Below are 19,146 nucleotides of genomic sequence, written 5' to 3'. Positions count from 1 at the left end.
CACCGCGACACTGCGACACACAGAATAGGATCTCGAACCACATGGCTGCACAGCAGGGACTCTCCGTTGCCGTCGTCGGCGCCACCGGCCAGGTCGGCGCCGTAATGCGTCGTCTGCTCGTCGAGCGCGACTTTCCGATCGCCAGCATTCGCTTCTTTTCGAGCGCGCGCTCGGCGGGATCGACGCTCGAGTTCCGCGGTGAAGACATCACGGTCGAAGACGTTGCCACCGCAGACAAGAGCGGAATCGACATCGCACTCTTCTCTGCCGGCGGAACCGCCTCGAAGCAGTACTCGCCTGAGTTTGCTGCGGCTGGCGCGATCGTGATCGACAATTCAAGCGCGTGGCGTCTCGACCCCGACGTGCCGCTCGTCGTCAGCGAGGTCAACCCGCACGCCATCGATGAAGCGCGCAAGGGCATCATCGCGAACCCGAACTGCACCACGATGGCCGCGATGCCCGTCATGAAGGCGCTGCACGCCGAGGCCGGTCTTGAGCGGCTCATCGTGACAACGTTCCAGGCAGTTTCAGGATCGGGTCTCGTGGGCGCGCGCGAACTCGCCGGTCAGGCCATTGCCGCCGTCGACTCGGGTGACCTGGAACGGCTCGTGCACGATGGGTCAGCCGTCGAGTTCCCGGCCCCCGAGGTCTACACCAAGACCATCGCGTTCGACGTGCTCCCGCTCGCGGGGTCGATCGTCGAGGACGGCGCCGGTGAGACCGACGAAGAGAAGAAGTTGCGCAACGAGAGCCGCAAGATCCTCGAGCTCCCCGAGTTGCGCGTCGCGGGCACCTGCGTGCGCGTTCCGGTGTTCACGGGACACTCGCTCTCGATCAACGCCGAGTTCTCGCGGGAGATCACCGCGGATCGCGCGCGCGAAGTGCTCGCTGCGGCGCCGGGCGTCGAGCTGAGCGATGTGCCCACGCCGCTCGAGGCTGCGGGTAAGGATCCGTCATTCGTTGGCCGCATCCGTGAGGATCAGTCGGCACCCGCCGGTCGCGGGCTCTCGCTGTTCATCTCGAACGACAATCTCCGCAAGGGTGCCGCGCTGAACGCCGTGCAGATCGCGGAACTCGTCGCGCAGAAGCTCGCGGCCGCTGCTGCGCCTGCTGCCGCCCGCTGAGCGCGAGGGGTTTCACTGAGCGCGAGGGGTTTTCCAGCTGTTTACCCCTCGCGCTCAGCGAAAACGCTCGTGTTCGGCAGCTGTTAGCGCGGGGATTCGAGCGTGATGAGCGACGCCTCGGGGCGGCACGCGAAGCGCACGGGCGCGTAGATCGAGTTGCCGAGACCGGCGCTAACGTTCAAGAACGCGGCGCGGTGCGCATCGAACCAGACGCTCAACCCGCGCGCCTGCGCGGTGGGGAGATCACAGTTCGAGGTCAGCGCGCCGACGCCTGGCACACGCACCTGGCCGCCGTGAGTGTGCCCCGCGAAAATCATCTCTGCGCCAGCGCTTAGCAGGGTGCCCAGCGCCTCCTGGTATGGCGCGTGTACGACGCCGAGGCGAACCGGAGTCTCGCCGTCGCCGTCGCGGGTTTCGCCCGCCACAGCGTCGTCTAGGGCCGCTGCAGCGTCGTGCATCTTGTCGGCGTCGTCGTAGTGAATGTGCGGATCGTTCAACCCGAGTAGTTCGAGGGTGGTCCCGCGCACCTCGATGCGAGCGGCGCTGTTGTTGAGATTGGTCGCTCCCAGCTCGACGAGGCCGCGCGTAATGGCGACGTTGTCGAGGTCAGGGGTGCGCGTACTGCGCCGCGTCGGTTCAAGTAGATACTTAACCGGATTTTTGAAACGCGGGCCGTAGTAGTCGTTCGAACCGTGCACGAACACGGTGGGGGCCTGCTCGATGAGTGGGCGCAGCGCATGCAATAGAGCTGGGCGCGCTTCAAGGTGACCCATCATGTCACCGGTGAGCACCACGAGGTCGGGGCGCAGCTCGGTGAGCGAGCGCACCCAGTCGATCTTGTTCGCCTGCCACGGGGCCAGGTGCAGATCCGAAAGGTGAAGTGCCCGAATCGGCGCGCGGCCCTCGGGGAGCACGGGCAGCGTGTGCCGGCGCACCGTGAAGAGCCTCCGCTCAATCAGCGTGGACCAGGTCAGGACGCCGACGGCGGCCGCTCCCAGAGCGACCGCCGTCGAGCGTGCGGGATGTGACGCCAAGGTCAACCCTTCTTGCTACACGCGAGCGTCAGCGTGATCGTGCCACTCGTATTGGCCTCGCTACCACTGTCGGGGCTGACCGAGGTCACCTTGTTGGACTTCGGGTTCGCCTTGCTGCCCGTTCCACAGCTGAACTCGACATCTCCGAACCCGGCATCGTTCAGCGCCGCCTTCGCAGCGTTGCCCGACTGGCCGACCAGTCCGTCGGGCACCTTCGATGCCCGGCCGTTGCTGCTGTACAGCGTCACGGCTGATCCGAGACCGAGTGACGAGCCCGCGTCCGGGTCAGTCCGGGCCGACAGGCCCTCGGCGACCGAGGAGTCCACTTCACCGCCGGGGTTCACGGTGAACCCGAGCTGAGTCAGCATGCCCGTCGCTTCGTCAATCGACTTGCCCTTCACGTCGGGCACGGTGACCATCGTCTGACGGACGGAATCTGCCGACGGCTGGGGGAATGCGTCGCCACCGTACTTCGCGTCAGCCGTGTTCATGATTGCTGGCCAGATCGTTTGGTCTGCTGTCATGAGTCCGCCGAAGCCCATTGTCGACACGCGAGCGCATGTGGCGGGATTCGCGGGGTCCGCGCAGAACGGGTCAGAGTTGCCGACCCAGGTCGCGGTTGCGACCTTTGTGCTGGCGCCGACGGTCCAGTTATCGATCACGTCGTCGGTCGTGCCGGTTTTCGCGAGGTGCGGGATACCCGTTGATGACCTCGCGTGCCCCGCGAGACCGTTCTCTACCGCGTTCTGCAGTGCGAAAGCGACGCCAGAGGCCACCTCGGGTGCGATCGCCTGCGAGCATTCGCTCTTGGTGAACGGCACCTCTTTGTCATCGTCGTCATAAATCGCTTGGATCGGTACCGGTGTGCACACGGTTCCGTCACCTGCGAACGCACCGTACGCCGCCGCCATGGTGATCGGCGCGATCTCGTCGACGCCACCGTAGGTGTTCGAAGGCACCATGGAAAGGTCGCGCGGGTCGTTGTTGAGTGTCGGAACTCTGGTCTTACCCAACTGATCTTGCGTGGTGGCCCCTTGATCGACGTCCTCCTGCGTCCAGACCGGCAGGTCAGAGGCACGATGGATGCCGAGAGCCTTGGCCGTCTCGAACGTGCCGCAGAGGTCCATCTTCTGCTGCATCGAAACGATGCCACCGTTAATCGACCTCGCGATGACGGTCAGTACTGACTGATTCCCCTTGGTGCCTTCGTTATCGTTCGAGAAGTCGAAGGTTCCGTAGCTGTATACGCCGTCGGGCATGCATGACGCCGCGAACGACTGCAGCGGCACACCACTGCGGCTGTTCACATTTACGCTGTCGCGCACCGAGTGGCCGGTGCGAATCCACTCAGCAAGGGTAATTGGCTTGAAGGTCGAACCGACCTGGAATCCGCTCGACCCGCCAAGCTCCTCGTCAGTGTTGTAGTTCACCGTGGTGTATTCGGGGTGCTCTTTCAAGAAGTCTTCGGCGTTATTGAACGGCCGATTCTGCACCATCGCGCGCACCTTGCCCGTGCCGACCTCAACGCTGCTTGATGCAGATCCCGCCATGATGCCGGGAATAATGGGCTGTACGGTAGCGCGGGTCGCTTCGTTGCCGGCGGCCTGCATATCGAGATCGAGCGTCGTGAAGATCTTGTACCCGCCGCGACTGAAGTTGAACTCGCGCTCGGTCGGGGTGTCCCCGAAGTTGGGATCCGCCTTGATGTACCGCTGCACGTAGTCGCAGAACGCGCCCGCGCCATAGTTCTGCTCGGCGACGTTGCAGCCCTGCACACGCGGGGTGATGACCGGAGTGACCGGCGTGCCGACGGCCTCGTCGTACTGTGCCTGCGTGATCTTGCCGCGGGTGAGCATGCTGTTCAAGATCTTGTCGCGGCGCTCGGTGTTCGCCGGGATGTTCTCTTCGACGTCGATCTGCAGCTTCGACGGGTTGTTCACGATCGCGACGAGGCTCGCAGACTCCGCGAGCGACAGATCCTTCGCGTCCTTGTTGTAGTAGTACTTCGCCGCCGACTGAATGCCGTAGATCTGGCGTCCGTAGAGCGCGATGTTCAGGTACCCAAGCAGAATGTCGTCTTTGGGATACTTCTTCTCGATGGAGATCGCGTACTTCATCTCCTTGAGCTTGCGGTCAACGTCTTGGCGCATCGCGTCCTGGTACGCCTTCTTCTGCTCATCCTTGTCGGGGATCGCGATGGCGTCTTGAATGAGCACGTTGCGCACGTACTGCATCGTGATGGTCGATGCGCCCGAGAGGTTCTGCCCCGCGGCGTTCTGCAACACGGCGCGAGCCGTCGCGATGACGTCGACGCCACCGTGGGTGTAGAAGCGAGGATCCTCCTCGGCGACAGCCGCGTCTTTCACGAACTGGGAGATCTCATCCCACTTCACCGTCTCGCGGTCCTGATCGTAGAACGTCGCCATTTCGACGTTCGTACCATCGGCCGTCGTAGCGTAAATCGACGAGGGCTCAGCGAGCTTGCCCGGGTCGAGGTGATCGGGAAGGCTCTCGAAGATGCCAACCGCCGATTTCGTGGCGGTGCCGCTCAGCGCGACGACCGGGGTCACTGCTGCGGTGACGAGAACGCCGGCGATAACGCTCATGGCGAGCGCGCCGAGGAGCCCCGCGAGGGCCCCTCCTGCGGTGCGTGGCTTCTGCGAACGCACGCGCGAAGACTGAGATGTCTGACGGGTCATACAATCAAGGGTAAGCGACGTTGCTGACAAAACGGCAACGCGCCCGTCTGCGGGGCGATGACCGAGGTCATTCGTACACGCCGAATACCAACTACCGAGGGAGTTCCGCACGTGAGTGAATCCACCGAAGACGCTTCAACCTGGGAGTACTTCGTGACGCCGCTGCTGTTGCACAACGAGGCGCAAATCCTCAATAACTGGGGTGCACAGGGTTGGGAACTCGTGCAGATCATCGCCGGCCCGGCCGGCGGCAACGTTGCCTACATGAAGAGGAAGGCCTGACTTGTCTGTCATTGAAAATCGTCTGCGCGAACTGGGACACGAGATTCCGGACGTTGCGGCCGCTATTGCTGCGTACGTGCCCGCGCTCCGCGACGGAAACTACGTGTATACCGCCGGTCAGCTCCCGTTCGTGAATGGCGCGCTACCCGAGACCGGCAAGGTTGGCAACGGCGACGGGCTCGTCACGCCCGAGCGCGCTGAAGAGCTCGCTCAGCTCTGCGCACTGAACGCGCTCGCCGCTGCACGCGGCGTGATCGGCAACCTCGACAAGATCACACAGGTCGTCAAGGTCACGGCGTTCATCGCGTCTGATCCGTCATTCACGGGACAGCCCGCGGTAGCCAACGGCGCCTCGATGTTCTTGGGACGAGTCTTCGGTGACCTCGGCATCCACGTTCGTTCGGCCGTCGGCGTCTCGGTGCTGCCGCTCGACGCGCCCGTCGAGATCGAGTTCGTCTTCAAGATCGAGGACTAGCCGACGCGCGCTGCGCGACATAAATACCGGCGCCATAAACGAGAGGCCGGGATCCTGCGCGGATCCCGGCCTCTCGTGCGTGTCAGCGCCGTTACGCGCCCCGCTCGCTACGCACGCGGTCTGAAATCGTCTGCATCACCGAGGTATCGGCGAGCGTGGTGGTGTCACCGATTTCGCGCCCTTCGGCGGCGTCTTTCAACAGCCGGCGCATGATCTTGCCGGATCGCGTCTTCGGCAGCTCAGAGACGATGAAGATCTGCCGCGGTCGTGCGATTGCCCCGATCTGCGCGGCAACGTGCTTCTTGAGCTCTGGCTCGGCATCGTCGAGCGTCAGCAGGGTCTGTTGCGATTTCAGGATCACGAAGGCGACAACCGCCTGGCCGGTGGTCTCGTCGTCGGCGCCGACCACCGCAGACTCAGCGACGGCGTGGTGCTCGACGAGTGCCGACTCGATTTCGGCGGTCGACAGGCGGTGACCGGAGACATTCATGACGTCGTCGACGCGGCCGAGCAGCCACACATCGCCGTCGTCGTCGAGACGCGCGCCATCGCCCGCGAAGTAGCGGTCGCCGAATTTCGACCAGTACGTGTCGACGAAGCGATCGTCGTCGCCCCAGATCGTGCGCACCATTGACGGCCACGGGCGCTCGACGACGAGCAGCCCGCCCTGACCGTGCTCGACGGGCTCGCCGTTCTCGCCGACGACGGCGACCGAGATACCGGGTTGCGGCACCTGGGCACTGCCCGGCTTGAGCGGTGTGAGGCCGGGCAGCGGCGAAATCATGATGGCGCCGGTCTCGGTCTGCCACCAGGTGTCAACGATGGGCGCTGTTCCCGCGCCAATGACCTCGCGGTACCAGCGCCACGCCTCGGGATTGATGGGTTCGCCCACTGAGCCGAGCACGCGGATCGACGACAGGTCGTACTGCTCCGGGATCTGCCGTCCAATTTTCATGCACGCGCGAATCGCGGTCGGCGCGGTGTAGAAGATCGAGACGCCGTACTTCTGAATGATCGACCACCAGCGGCCCCAGTCGGGAGTCTCAGGGGTGCCCTCGTAAATGACCTGGGTGGCGCCGTTTGCGAGCGGGCCGTAGACGACGTAGCTGTGACCGGTGATCCAGCCGATGTCAGCGGTGCACCAGTAGACATCGGTCTCGGGCTTGAGATCAAACACGTTGCGGTGCGTGGTGGAGACCTGCGTGAGGTAGCCACCGGAAGTGTGCAGGATGCCCTTCGGCTTGCCGGTAGTGCCCGAGGTGTAGAGGATGAACAGCGGGTTCTCCGCGGGGAAGCCCTGCGGTTCGTGCTCACCGTCAAATGCGGTGATCTCTTCGTGCCACCACACGTCGCGATCCTCATCGAAAGCGACCTCGTTGCCCGCGCGCTTCACGACCAGCACCCGCGAGACCGTGCTGCCGCCCCCGTGCAGCGCAAGGGCGTCATCGACCGTGGGCTTCAGCGCCGAAGCGCGGCCCTTGCGGTAGCCGCCGTCGGCGGTGATCACGACGCGCGCCTCCGCGTCGTCGATGCGGGCGCGCAGGCTCTCCGCGCTGAAACCGCCGAAGACGACGGAGTGTGCCGCGCCGAGGCGCACCACCGCGAGCATCGCAATCACGGTCTCGGGAATCATCGGCATGTAGATGGCGACGCGGTCGCCCGCTTCGACGCCGAAGCTCGTGAGCATGTTCGCAGCGCGCTTTACCTCGTGCGTGAGTTCTGCGTAGGTCAGAGTGCGGGTATCGCCCGGCTCGCCCTCGAAGTGAATGGCGACTCGATCGCCGTTGCCCGCAGCGATGTGCCGGTCGAGGCAGTTCGCTGCAACGTTGATTTCGCCGTCTTGAAACCACTTCGCGAACGGCGGATTCGTCCAGTCGAGCACCTCGCCGAACGGCTTCGTCCACTCGAGCGTCTGCGCCTGCTCGGCCCAGTACCCCTCTGGATCTTGCGCGGCCTTCCAGTAGACAGACGAATCGTTGACATTCGCCTGCGCCTGGAACTCGGGGGCCGGCGGATATGTCTCCGCTGCGTCACCCCCGGTCAGGTGGTGACTTTCGATGCTGCCGGTCTGATCGCTCATTGACACCCTTATCTTCGATCGATTGCTGGGCCGGTTCCTCGGCTCCAGTGCCTCAGCGCGAGCCGGCCGTCGTAACAGGCCGGAAACGCAGCACCAGGCTATACCTTGCGATGAATTCCGCTCACAAAAATGCGGAAGGTGACGACCGGGGTGTTTGTCCACAGATCGTCGACTGGGGGCGCTTCGAGCTCCGCACGCTGCTGGGATGGCTGCATGCCATCACCCGAGATTCCGGATCACCCGCCGCAGGGCACCGCTGCGCTCAACGTGCGGGGGCGCACTGCGGCGTTGAGTCGGGCTGCACGGCGAGCCTTTGGTGGGCTGCTTCCGCTACTCGACGATCCAGAGCTGCGTGACCTCGTGGTGCACGTGCGAGACGGCGTCGCTCGGCTCTGGTTGGATCGCTCTGGGTCGCTGGTTGAGGTCGACCAGTGGCGGGCGGAGCCGCAGGCGGTTCACACCCTTGCGACGCAGTTGATCGCGGCTGGCGGCAGGCACCTCGATGAAATGAACCCGTGCGCCGATGCGCGGCTCGGGGACGGAATCCGCGTGCACGCCATCCTTCCTCCGATCGCGGTCGCAGGAGCGGCGGTTTCCATTCGTTTGCCGCGACTGTCGCCGCCGAGTTTTGGGGAGCTCGTAGGTGATGGTCTGTGCGCGTCCGCAGATGCGATGCTGCTGCGCCGCTTGGTTGCCGCCCGAAAGAACATATTGATCACGGGCGGCACCGGTAGTGGCAAGACGACTCTGCTGGCCGCGCTGCTTGACCTGTCACCGCCCCACGAACGCATCGTGACCATTGAAGACGTCGCCGAGTTGCGGCTGCGTCATGTACACACAGTGTCCCTCGAAACTCGCCAGGCGAGCGCCGAGGGAGTGGGGGAGATGACGCTCGATCGGCTGCTGCGGGAGGCGCTGCGCATGCGGCCCGACCGCGTCGTCATAGGAGAGTGTCGCGGCTCTGAAATTACGACGTTGCTCGCAGCGCTCAACACCGGTCACGACGGCGGCGCCGGTACGCTGCACGCGAACCGGCTGGAGGAAGTGCCCGCCCGACTCGAAGCACTCGGGGCGCTCGCCGGGTGGGGGCCGCAGGCGATCGCGCGGCAGGCGGTTACCGCGATCCACGCGGTCGTGCATGTCGAGCGCGGCGAGACAGGGCCGCGCGTGCGCGCAATTGGCGTCCCCGAACTCACGAGCGACAAGCTGCTCGGGGTACGCCCGAGGCGCCAGTGACACCGCTTTCCGGGGCGACACTGGTGGCCGAGCGGGTCGCCGCACTGCTGCGTGGGGGCGTGCCACCGCCGCGCGCATTCGCGGTGCTTGCTGCGGACATCGGCAGCGCCGAGCAAACGTCCGCGATCGCTGCGCGCATCGCCGCGGGCTCACCCGTAGCGCTTGCGCTCGCCGCGGCCGACGCTCCCGAGTGGCGCGTTCTCGCCGTCACCTGGCAGCTCGCTGAAGTGAGTGGGGCGCCGCTCGCGCCCGCGCTGCAGCGCATCGCGCACGCACTGCGTGAACTGGGCCAGCTGCGGGAGCGGCGATCGGTGCTGCTCGCTGGGCCGCGAGCGACGGTGCGCATGGTGGGGGCATTGCCGGTCCTCGCACTGTTGCTCGGAGTGCTTCTCGGCTTCGACCCGATCCCCGTGCTGATGAGCGGCACGGGCGCACTGCTTGTCGCCGTCGGGGTCGGGCTGCTGGGCGTCGGCGTGAAGTGGTCGACGGCCCTGCAGCATCAAGCGGAGAGCGCGGACAACATCGCCGGGTTGCATTTCGAGCTGCTCTGGGTAGCGCTCGGCGGGGGAGCGGCGCCGACCGTTGCGTGTCGCCGCGTCGTTGATCAAGTAGATGCGTTCGGGGCAGAGTGGGTCGACTTTGACGGTTTTCGTCAGGGGCGGCCATTGTTTGCAACGATTGCGGCCGCTGGGTCGGCCGGTGTGCCCATTCGACCGTTACTACTCGACCAGGCCGCCGCGGAGCGAGTGGCTTCGGCCGCCAAGCTCGAACGAGAGGCTGAGCGACTCGGTGTTCGAGTGCTCCTGCCGCTCGGCGTCTGCGTGCTGCCGTCGTTTCTGGTGCTCGGAGTGCTGCCGGTGCTGCTGTCGATGTTCAGCGCGGTGTGATGCCGGCTGTAATGCCCGTGGTGTGAAGACTGCCCTTCGGTGACCGTGGTGTGTTACTCGCTCACAGCTTGTTCGTGGCCGCGCAATCCGCGGCTTGTCCACAGATCGGGAAACCCTCGGAAGGTCACCAACGGCGTCAGCGGAGGATGGAGATACCGGTAGCCGCCGGGGCCGTGCGAAGCCAAGGAGGTATGTCATGCAGCCCACACTCCATCTCGTCGCTGATCGCGGCACGCTGCTGAATCGCCGTTCACGATCACAGCACATGCGGGCTCACCCCAGCGCCTACCGGCCGCCCGCGCGTCGGAGGCGCGCGCCGCGCCTCACTCGAAGCTTGCGCGAACTCGCGAGCGATGAGCGTGGCGCGGTCACAGCGGAGTACGCGATTGTCATCATGGCGGCGGTTGCGTTCGCGGGACTCCTGGTTGCGATCATGCGATCGAGTGAGATCCGAGCTCTGCTCGTGCAGCTCGTTGAAAACGCGCTCGGCGCGGCGAACTAATGTTCGCGGCATTGCGTGTCGACGAACGCGGCACGGTAACCGCCGAATTTGCAATCGTCGTGCCTGCGGTGCTTGCTGTACTCGCACTCGTCGTGGCCGGGATCTACCTGGCCGCGCACCGCATCACGCTGGTATCAGTGGCCGGGGAGATCGCGCGTCACGAAGCGCGCGGCGACGTCGATATCGCGCAGCAGAGCGTGGCAGCACTGGGCGGTCGCGTCGAGGTTGCTCGCGCGGACGAGGGCGCTCTGCACTGCGTTACCCTGCGGTCGCGCCCAGCGAGGGGTCCGCTGGCCCATGTCACGGTGGAGTCCCGGGCGTGCGCGGCGCGCACGGGTGAGGGAGATCTCCAGTGAGCGCTCCGGCAACCCTCGCTTGTGCCGCCGCCGCGGTGTGTCTGGGCGTCCCCATCATCGCCGCGTCAGCCCAACTGGAGGCGGCGCACCGGGCGTCAGTAACCGCGGACGCGGCGGCGCTCGCCGCAGCGGACGCGGTCGCCGGCGTGATCGCAAGATCGCCCTGCGAACTGGCACGCGTTGTCGCTGATTCTGCGAACGCCGAGATCGTCTCTTGCACACTTGACGACTCGTCGGCGGACGCCCGGGTGGTCGTTGCGGTGGGCGGCGCAATCGGCTCGGTGACCGCGTCGGCGCGCGCCGGGCCGCCCCCGTTCGCCTCAGTGCCTGGTGCGTCCGTCCTGTCCAACGGGTGGGCGTGGCCGAGCGCCGAACCAGGCATCACGCAGGGATTTCACGACGGGTACTCAATTGATCTGCGCGCTGCCGAGGGATCGCCGCTGTTCGCGCCGTTTGACGGGGTGGTGATCGTTGCGGGCGCGGATGGTGGCGGGATGCCCGCTCAGTGCGTCTCGGAGCCCGGCTGGTGGCGAGGCCCGAACCATACGGTGCTCATCCGCCATGAGTATCGAGGGCGGGTGCTGTATAGCTCGCACAATCACGTGGCGCCCGGGTCCCCGAACGCGCTCGGACTCGTCGCCGGTACACAAGTGCGGGCAGGGCAGGCGGTTGCGCTCGCGGGCATGAGCGGATGCACGGAGGGACCGCACTCGCACTTCACACTGTCGACGAAACGCTCGAACGCGTTCCCAGATGTGGACCCCTACCTCTATATTGGCGACCCGGCTTCGACACCCGGCTAAAACGATCGCCCGCACCGCCGTACCCCGCTGCCCCGCCCCACTACCTCCACTCACCAACCCCAGTTTTCTCCGGTCTCACTTGCCCGATGCGCGTACTCAGGGTCACGACGGACATAATGAGTGGAGGACATGTGCGGGATTCCGGAGGTGGATTCTGACGCGAAGATGTGTATCGTGTCGGAGCAGAGCCCTCAGCCGGTCCCGGTCGAGCGGCCCCCGCACTGCGTAACGCAACGAAGGAGACCCGTGAAGGGTACGAAGAAACTTGTCATCGTCGAGTCACCGACCAAGGCAAAGACCATCGGTGGCTACCTCGGCGACGACTACGAGGTCATCGCGTCGGTCGGCCACGTCCGCGACCTGGCAGAGCCGTCCGCCCTGCCCGCTGACCTGAAGAAGGGCGCGTTCGGAAAGTTCGCCGTCGATGTCGACAACGACTTCGCGCCCTACTACGTGGTCAACGACAACAAGCGGAAGACCGTCTCCGAGCTCAAGCGCGCGCTGAAGGGAGCCGACGAGCTGTGGCTCGCAACTGATGAGGACCGCGAGGGCGAGGCCATCGCGTGGCACCTCCTCGAGGTGCTCCAGCCCAAGGTTCCCGTGCACCGCATGGTCTTCCATGAGATCACGCAGGAGGCGATCGAGCAGGCGAAGAGCAACACCCGCGACCTCGACACTGCACTCGTCGATGCTCAAGAGACGCGCCGCATTCTCGATCGTCTCTACGGCTATGACATTTCGCCCGTGCTCTGGCGCAAGGTCGCTCCGAAGCTCTCGGCCGGCCGCGTGCAGTCGGCGGCGACCCGCCTCGTGGTTGACCGCGAGCGCGAGCGCCAGGCGTTCCGCGCCGCAGAGTACTGGGACCTCACGGCGACCTTCCGCCCCGAGGCTGACGCCCCCGATGTGACCGCGTTCGAGGCTCGTCTCGTGCGCCTCGACTCTCAGCGCATCGCAACCGGTGGCGACTTCGGCGATGATGGCGCGCTGACGTCGCGCGCCTCGAAGGCCGGCGTGATCCCGCTCGCTCAGGATCGTGCGGAGCGCATTGCCGCCCTGCTCGCGGCCGACGCCCGCGCCGAGGTCGTCTCGGTTGAGACCAAGCCGCACACGCGCCGCCCGGCCGCGCCGTTCACCACCTCGACTCTCCAGCAGGAGGCGTCGCGAAAGCTGCGTTACAGCTCGCGACAGACGATGTCGTTCGCGCAGTCGCTGTACGAGAACGGCTACATCACCTATATGCGTACCGACTCGCCGACGCTCTCGAAGCAGGCGATTCAGGCCGCGCGTTCGCAGGCCGCCGAGCTGTACGGTTCCCAGACGCTGCCCGAAAAGCCGCGCGTGTACACGGGCAAGTCGAAGGGCGCACAAGAGGCTCACGAGGCGATCCGCCCCGCGGGTGACACGTTCCAGCGGCCAAGCTCTCTCAAGGGCAAGCTCACGCAGGGCGAGTTCGCGCTCTACGAGCTGATCTGGAAGCGTACCGTCGCGAGCCAGATGGCCGACGCGAAGGGCTCCACCGACACGGTTACGCTCTCCGCCACGGTGACCGAAAACAATGCGGCAGCGCCGACAGCCGCCGAGTTCACCACGAGTGGCACGGTCATCACGTTCCCCGGCTTCCTCCTCGCCTACGAAGAGGGGCGCGACGAAAAGCGCGGCGAGAAGAGCGGCGACCAGAACGTCGCGCTCCCGCAGCTCTCATCGGGCCAGCCGCTCGGCGTCGAAGAGCCGACGGCGAAGGGGCACGAGACGAGCCCGCCGCCGCGCTACACCGAGGCCAGCCTGACAAAGCGACTCGAAGAGCTCGGCATCGGCCGTCCGTCGACCTACGCGGCGATCATCAGCACGATCATGGATCGCGGCTACGTCACCAAGAAGGGTCAGGCCCTCGTGCCGAGCTGGATTGCCTTCTCAGTGGTGCGTCTGCTCGAAGAGCACTTCAGCGCGCTCGTCGATTATGACTTCACGGCTGAGATGGAAAACGATCTCGACCGCATCGCTTCCGGCGAGGCGGATCGCAGCAAGTGGCTGGGCGAATTCTATTTCGGCACTGACGCGCACCCGGGGCTCCGCGGTGTCGTCGACAACCTGGGTGAGATCGACGCCCGCGCGATCAACACGATCAAGATCGACGACGAAATTTCGCTGCGCAACGGCAAGTACGGCCCCTATCTCGAGGTCTTCGACGACAAGTGCGAGGTCGGCGAAGACGGTGTCGTGAAGCCGCGCAGCGTCAACATTCCCGATGGCCTCGCACCCGATGAACTCACGCCCGCGAAAGCGCACGAGCTCGCCGACGCAGAACCTGCTGAGGATCGCGTCGTCGGTCTGCATCCCGAGACTTCGAAGCGCATCGTCGCGAAAAACGGCCGCTTCGGTCCATACGTGACCGAGCTGCCAGACGAGGGCGAAGAACTCCCGAAGGGCCAGAAACCCCGCACAGCGTCGCTCTTTAAGAGCATGGATCCGGCAACGATCGAGCTCGACACCGCCGTGGCACTGCTCGATCTCCCTCGCACCGTTGGTGTCGAAGACGAGGTCGAGATCACCGCGCAGAACGGCCGCTACGGTCCGTACCTCAAAAAGGGCACGGACACGCGATCGCTGCCCAGTGAGGACGCGATCTTCTCAATCGATCTCGCGGGCGCCCAGGAGCTGTTCGCGCAGCCGAAGTACGGTGCCAAGCGTGCTTCGAGTGCCCTCAAGGAGTTTGAAGCCGACCCCGTGAGCGGCAAGCCGATCAAGGTGAAAGACGGCCGCTTCGGCCCGTACGTCACCGACGGCGAAACGAACGCGACGATTCCGCGCGGCGACAGCGTCGAAGACATCAACTTCGAGCGTGCAGTTGAACTGCTGGCGATCAAGCGGGCCAAGGGGCCGGCGAAGAAGAAGGCACCCGCCCGAAAGGCCGCGGCCAAAAAGCCGGCAGCGAAGAAAACAGCAGCCAAAAAGCCAGCAGCCAAGAAGCCGGCCGCCGCGAAGAAGACCGCAGCGAAGGCTGCGGTTGATCCGGCGCGCTCAGCCGCGGCGAAGAAGGCCGCTGCGACCCGAGCTGCCAACCGCGCTGCTGCCGAGGCGCAGGCGTAACGACGATCGCGGTCCGACGCGGCCGCTGAGGAGCACATGAGCGGAATCTTCATCACCCTCGAGGGCGGCGACGGCGCGGGTAAGAGCACGCAGGCCGAGCTGCTCGGGCAGTGGCTCGAGCAGCGGGGCCTTGAGGTCGTGCGCACCCGCGAACCGGGCGGCACCCTGCTCGGGGCCGAGCTTCGGCGCGTGCTGCTGCACGGCGGCGACGAGATCGGCGATGTCGACCCTCGCGCCGAGGCGCTGCTCTACGCAGCCGATCGGGCGCAGCACGTCGCGAAGATCGTGCGCCCGGCGCTCGAACGCGACGCCGTGGTGGTGCAGGATCGCTACATCGACTCCTCCCTTGCCTATCAGGGCGCGGGGCGCGTGCTCGACGTCGACGAGGTGCGCCGCATCAGCGAATGGGCGGCCGACGGTCTGTGGCCGCATCTCACGATCCTGCTCGACCTCGACCCGGCAGCGAGTGCCGAACGCCGACGCGCGCGCGGCGGCACCGCCGACCGGCTCGAGTCAGAAGCCGTCGAGTTTCACACGGCCGTGCGAGATGGCTTTCGGGCGCTCGCGAAGCTCGACTCAGAGCGCTATCTCATCGTCGACGCATCGCTGCCGATCGACGAGATTCAGACCCGCATTATCGCGCGCGTGTCTGGCCTGCTGACGCGCTGAGCGCGCTCGCAGGCCGTGCCCGCACGGTAATCCAGCTATGAATTGAGCAGGTGCGGCGACACCAGTTCACTGAATTGAGCGATGTCTGACGCGCCCCGCCAGTTCGCGGCAAGGGCCCGGGCCGATGCGAGCGTCGCGCGAGCGGCGGGAGCGCGTAGCCCAGGCTCGAGGGTCTCGATGTCGCGCACCTTCGCGGCCCCGACGATGCGACGCGCCATCTTTGCCGAGGCGAAGAGGAACGACTCCTCGCGGATGCGATCGAGACGAGCACGTGCGAAGTCGCCGTTGAAGAGATTGGTCTCGTGCCAGTTCTCGGAAAGCCGCAGGAACTCCTGTTCGAAGGCCTGCCACGTCTCGCTCACGAGTGAGAGCGCCCAGGAGGCGCGCTCGGTCTCGCCGAGCGCGGTTGCTCGCGCCGCGGCAAACGAGTAGTTCGCAAAGAGCGCGCCGAGGTCGAAGGCGACCGGCCCGTAGAACGCGAATTCCGAGTCGAACACCTTGACGGACTCAGCTGAGGCGCCGCTCGCTCCGCGCACCATCACGGATCCGGTGTGCAGATCGCCGTGAATCAACGCCTCGGCCTGGGTCATAAAGCGCCATTTCGCTTCGGCCATCGCTGCTGCGAACACGCGATCGGCGGTGAGCGCCGCCGCGTCGGCGGCATTCTCGGGCAGCACACTATTGCGGCCGATGTCGAACACGGGTTCGGTGAACACAAGGTCTTCCGTAATCGTGCAGAGTTCGGGGTTCTGCGTTTCGGCGATGCGCTCTGCGACCTCGCCGCGGTCTCGACCGAGGATCGATGTGCCAACGGCGACAGCCGCGACGTAGCTACCGAGTCGACGGGCGACGTCGAAGTGCTGCTCCGAACGATTCAGCGCGTCGCGCCACACGGAGTGATCCGAGAGGTCCTCGAGCACCAGAATGTACCGCTCCGGGTCGTACACCACGACCTCGACGACCAATTCCGGAGTGAGCGCGAAGTGCTCCTGCAGCGAATTGGCCTCACGAGCAGCCCGCTCGGGCGTCATTGGCCAGCCGTCACCGGTCATTCGCACGTAGGGGAGCGACTGCTTGAGGATGATGCCACGTTGATCAGCGTCGAGCACGTGGAACACCAGGTTGAGGTTGCCATCACCGATTTCGCGGATCGAGGCAATGCGATCCGGATCGATGCGTCCCTGCACTTCGGGCCGAGAGCGGAGATACTCGGCGATATTGTCGGCGTCGAGGAATGTGTAGTCGTGGGTCATGCTGTGCACCTTTCGGAACTCGAGAGCGCCTGAATCGGGGGAGGGGCCCGCGTGGTCACGGGCCCCGATGCTATGTCGCCGGGGTGTATCTGACTTTTTTCCGGGAGAGCGTGAAGGAGAAGAGCAGCGCGACAATCACGACGATGCCCTTCGCGGTGTCCTGGTAGAAGTACTCGAAGCCCATCATGGTCATGCCCGTGAGTACGATCACCACGAGGACCGCGCCGAGCAGTGTTCCCCAGGCGTTCGGCTTGTTCAAGCCGAGCACTGATGTGCCGACGAGTGCGACGGCGACCGCCTCGAGCAGGCTGGACGCGCCAGCATTGACGTCGCCCTGTCCGATGCGGGCAACCAGGATGATGCCGGCAATAGATGCGAACAGCGACGACACCACGTACGCTGCGCCCCGGTGGAACCCAACGCGGATGCCAGAGAGGCGCGCGGCCTCCGGGTTCGCGCCGATCGCGTAGAGAATGCGTCCCCACGAGGTCTTCGTGAGAATGAACCAGCACGCCGTTACAAGGACGAGCATGACGATCACGGGAATGGGAACGGGACCAACCGTGCCGCGATCGATCAGCAGGAACGCCGGATCGAACTTCCCGGGGGCTGATGCGCCGTCGGGCATCGTCATCCCAGACGAGACGGACTGACCCGCGACCGGGATCATCTTCGCGCCCTGAATCACGAACATCATGCCGAGTGTGGCGAGCAGATCCGGGATCTTACAGACCACGATGAGGAATGCGTTCAGGAGCCCGACTGCGAGGCCAGCGATGATCACAAACGTGATCGCCATGCCTGCGGTCAGGTTGTAGAACACCATCGTCATTGCCGCGAGCTGCACGCTGAGTCCGGCGACGGAACCGATCGAGAGATCAAGTCCGCCAACGATCATGCTGAACATGACGCCGAGGCCAAGAATGGCGGTGACCGAGGCGAACTTCAGCATCGAGAACATGGCGTTCGGCGTCGCGAATGCGGGCTCGGTGAATGCAAAGAACGCGAATGCGATCACGGTGACGGCGAGGAAGCCGTACTTGACGACGATGTCACGGATGCGGTCGCCCGTCGACAGGCGCACCTGCGCGGGAATTGCGGTTGTATCGGCCATCTCAGGCCACCTCCGTCATGCTGTGGATGATCTGTTCGTTGCTGATGCTGCGTGCCCGAGCGTCGAGCGTGATGCGCCCTTCGACGAGCACAATGATGCGGTCGGCGATCTCGCGAACCTCGTCGACGTCACTGCAGATCATGACGACCGCCGATCCGTCCGCTGCTTGTTCACGAGCGCGCTGGGCGATGACGCGTCGCGCACCGATGTCGACCCCGCGAAACGGTTCGTCCAGCAGCAGTACGCGTGGTGCGCGCTGCATCCAGCGGGCCACCATGACCTTCTGTTGGTTTCCACCCGAGAGTGAATCCACTGACTGCTCCGGCCCGGTCGCGACGACGGCAAAACGATCGATTGCCGCGACCCCCGTTGCACGCTCGCGACGGGGTGCGAGCACACCATTGCGCACGAAATCGGTGAGAAACGGGAGCGAGAGCGTGCGCATGAGCGACCACCCGGGCAGCATGCCCTGCGCGGCCCGATCCTCTGGGACCAGATAGACACCGCGTGCGATGGCCTGCTTGGGGTCGCGCGGGGCGTATGGCTGCGCGTCAAGCTCCATCGCGCCGGTTGTGAGCTTGCGCGCACCGAACACTGCCTCGGCGAGTTCGGTCTTGCCCGCGCCGATGAGGCCGATAATGCCGGTCACCTCGCCCGCTCGAACGTCGAGTGAGAGTGCCGGGCCCTCGGCAAAGATGCGGTGGTCGCGGATACTCAGCGCGATATCGTCACCGTACAGTTCGTCGAGTTCCGCAGCGTCCGCGAGCACGCCCTCGCCTAGCATGGCAGTGACCGCTTGCTGTAGGTCGAACGGGAGCTCCTGGGCGTTCACGATGCGACCGTCACGGAGCACCGCGAGTCGGTCGGCGAGCGCGTTGATCTCGCTGAGACGATGAGAGACGTACAGAATCGCGACACCGCGCTCTCGCAGTTTCTTGACCACCGCGAAGAGCCGCTCGGCCTCGTTCTGTGACAGCGTTGATGTTGGCTCGTCGAGGATCAGTACCTGCGGCGTCGTCGCGAGCGCACGCGCGAGCAGCAACATCTGGCAGTCGGCGATGCCGAGCTCGTGCACATCCTGTCTGAGAAACGCGTCGTCCCAGTCAAGGTCGAGCGTCGCGGCGATGGACCTGGCTCTCGGCAGTAGCGAACGCAGCGACGCGATCGGGCTGACATCTTTCAGCGCGATCGCCTCGAACAAGAGATTCTCCGCGACACTGAGGCCGGGCACGATCGCATCATCGATGCGCTGATGCACCGTGCGCACGCCGGCCCGCGCCGCGGCCATTGGTGAATCGAAGCGGACCGCCTCGCTCCCGAGCTGCACCTCGCCCGCGGTCTGCGGGTGCACCCCCGCGAGCACTTTGATCAGCGTCGACTTACCCGCGCCGTTGGCGCCGAGGAGTGCGGTGATCGTGCCAGGGATGAGTTCGAGATCGACACCCTTGAGTACGCGGTTGACGCCAAAGTTCTTCGTAAGCCCGACGAGGCGCAGCGCTGGCGCCTGGGGAGAATCCGTCGAATGCATGCCTGCACGCTCCTGGT

Annotated in this window: 16 protein-coding genes; 10 read left to right on the top strand and 6 right to left on the bottom strand. The window is 65.3% G+C overall.

The genetic code is table 11. From position 1 onward, the window contains the following. Positions 1–41: 41 nt before the first annotated feature. Positions 42–1,124, top strand: coding sequence for an aspartate-semialdehyde dehydrogenase (locus tag ACFWHR_RS13720; protein WP_382448875.1), 1,083 nt, complete (start codon positions 42–44; stop codon positions 1,122–1,124). 83 nt (positions 1,125–1,207) lie between these two features. On the opposite strand, the gene ACFWHR_RS13715 is transcribed toward ACFWHR_RS13720, so the two are convergent. Both ACFWHR_RS13715 and ACFWHR_RS13710 read right to left on the bottom strand, forming a co-directional pair. Further along, a complete protein-coding gene (locus ACFWHR_RS13715; protein WP_382448874.1) occupies positions 1,208–2,158 on the bottom strand; it encodes a metallophosphoesterase in 951 nt (316 codons plus the stop codon). 2 nt (positions 2,159–2,160) lie between these two features. Beyond that, positions 2,161–4,857: a transglycosylase domain-containing protein gene (locus tag ACFWHR_RS13710; protein WP_382448873.1), complete on the bottom strand. Its 2,697-nt coding sequence runs from the start codon at positions 4,855–4,857 to the stop codon at positions 2,161–2,163. A 111-nt stretch (positions 4,858–4,968) separates the two neighbouring features. On the opposite strand from ACFWHR_RS13710, the gene ACFWHR_RS13705 reads away from it, so the two are divergent. Together ACFWHR_RS13705 and ACFWHR_RS13700 are read left to right on the top strand one after the other, a co-directional pair. Further along, positions 4,969–5,139 (top strand): DUF4177 domain-containing protein, encoded by a 171-nt coding sequence (locus tag ACFWHR_RS13705; protein WP_382448872.1) that lies wholly within the window; start codon positions 4,969–4,971, stop codon positions 5,137–5,139. Position 5,140: 1 nt separating this feature from the next. After that, positions 5,141–5,614 carry a RidA family protein gene (locus ACFWHR_RS13700; RefSeq protein WP_382448871.1) on the top strand — a complete coding sequence of 158 codons (474 nt, stop codon included), beginning with the start codon at positions 5,141–5,143 and terminating at the stop codon, positions 5,612–5,614. Between the two features lie 91 nt (positions 5,615–5,705). Here the strand turns inward: ACFWHR_RS13700 and acs are convergent, their stop codons facing one another. Beyond that, positions 5,706–7,694 (bottom strand): acetate--CoA ligase, encoded by a 1,989-nt coding sequence (acs, locus tag ACFWHR_RS13695; RefSeq protein WP_382448870.1) that lies wholly within the window; start codon positions 7,692–7,694, stop codon positions 5,706–5,708. 213 nt (positions 7,695–7,907) lie between these two features. On the opposite strand from acs, the gene ACFWHR_RS13690 reads away from it, so the two are divergent. From ACFWHR_RS13690 to tmk, 7 genes are all read left to right on the top strand, one after another. Beyond that, positions 7,908–8,930 (top strand): CpaF family protein, encoded by a 1,023-nt coding sequence (locus ACFWHR_RS13690; RefSeq protein WP_382448869.1) that lies wholly within the window; start codon positions 7,908–7,910, stop codon positions 8,928–8,930. A 23-nt stretch (positions 8,931–8,953) separates the two neighbouring features. Further along, the gene (locus ACFWHR_RS13685) at positions 8,954–9,817 is read left to right on the top strand and encodes a type II secretion system F family protein (RefSeq protein ID WP_382448868.1); all 864 of its coding nucleotides are present in this window, start codon (positions 8,954–8,956) and stop codon (positions 9,815–9,817) included. Between the two features lie 196 nt (positions 9,818–10,013). Next, complete coding sequence (locus ACFWHR_RS13680) at positions 10,014–10,319, top strand: DUF4244 domain-containing protein (protein WP_382448867.1); 306 nt, start codon at positions 10,014–10,016, stop codon at positions 10,317–10,319. After that, positions 10,319–10,675 carry a pilus assembly protein gene (locus ACFWHR_RS13675; protein WP_382448866.1) on the top strand — a complete coding sequence of 119 codons (357 nt, stop codon included), beginning with the start codon at positions 10,319–10,321 and terminating at the stop codon, positions 10,673–10,675. Before ACFWHR_RS13680 ends, ACFWHR_RS13675 begins: the two co-directional genes overlap by 1 nt. Then, positions 10,672–11,478, top strand: a complete 807-nt coding sequence (locus ACFWHR_RS13670; protein WP_382448865.1) for a M23 family metallopeptidase — start codon at positions 10,672–10,674, stop codon at positions 11,476–11,478. The genes ACFWHR_RS13675 and ACFWHR_RS13670 overlap by 4 nt, the downstream gene beginning before the upstream one ends. A gap of 246 nt (positions 11,479–11,724) precedes the next feature. Continuing rightward, positions 11,725–14,565 (top strand): type I DNA topoisomerase, encoded by a 2,841-nt coding sequence (gene topA, locus ACFWHR_RS13665; protein WP_382448864.1) that lies wholly within the window; start codon positions 11,725–11,727, stop codon positions 14,563–14,565. Between the two features lie 36 nt (positions 14,566–14,601). Further along, a complete protein-coding gene (tmk, locus tag ACFWHR_RS13660; protein ID WP_382448863.1) occupies positions 14,602–15,234 on the top strand; it encodes a dTMP kinase in 633 nt (210 codons plus the stop codon). Between the two features lie 35 nt (positions 15,235–15,269). Here the strand turns inward: tmk and mtnK are convergent, their stop codons facing one another. The 3 genes from mtnK to ACFWHR_RS13645 form a co-directional block, all read right to left on the bottom strand. Beyond that, positions 15,270–16,487 (bottom strand): S-methyl-5-thioribose kinase, encoded by a 1,218-nt coding sequence (mtnK, locus tag ACFWHR_RS13655; protein WP_382448862.1) that lies wholly within the window; start codon positions 16,485–16,487, stop codon positions 15,270–15,272. Positions 16,488–16,557: 70 nt separating this feature from the next. Next, positions 16,558–17,601, bottom strand: coding sequence for an ABC transporter permease (locus ACFWHR_RS13650; protein ID WP_382448861.1), 1,044 nt, complete (start codon positions 17,599–17,601; stop codon positions 16,558–16,560). A 1-nt stretch (position 17,602) separates the two neighbouring features. Then, complete coding sequence (locus ACFWHR_RS13645; protein ID WP_382448860.1) at positions 17,603–19,129, bottom strand: sugar ABC transporter ATP-binding protein; 1,527 nt, start codon at positions 19,127–19,129, stop codon at positions 17,603–17,605. Positions 19,130–19,146 lie beyond the last annotated feature (17 nt).

Source organism: Leucobacter sp. NPDC058333, from assembly GCF_042726155.1.
Lineage (GTDB): Bacteria > Actinomycetota > Actinomycetes > Actinomycetales > Microbacteriaceae > Leucobacter.
Note: the sequence above shows the minus strand (reverse complement) of the source record. Positions and strands in the feature narration are given on the sequence as shown.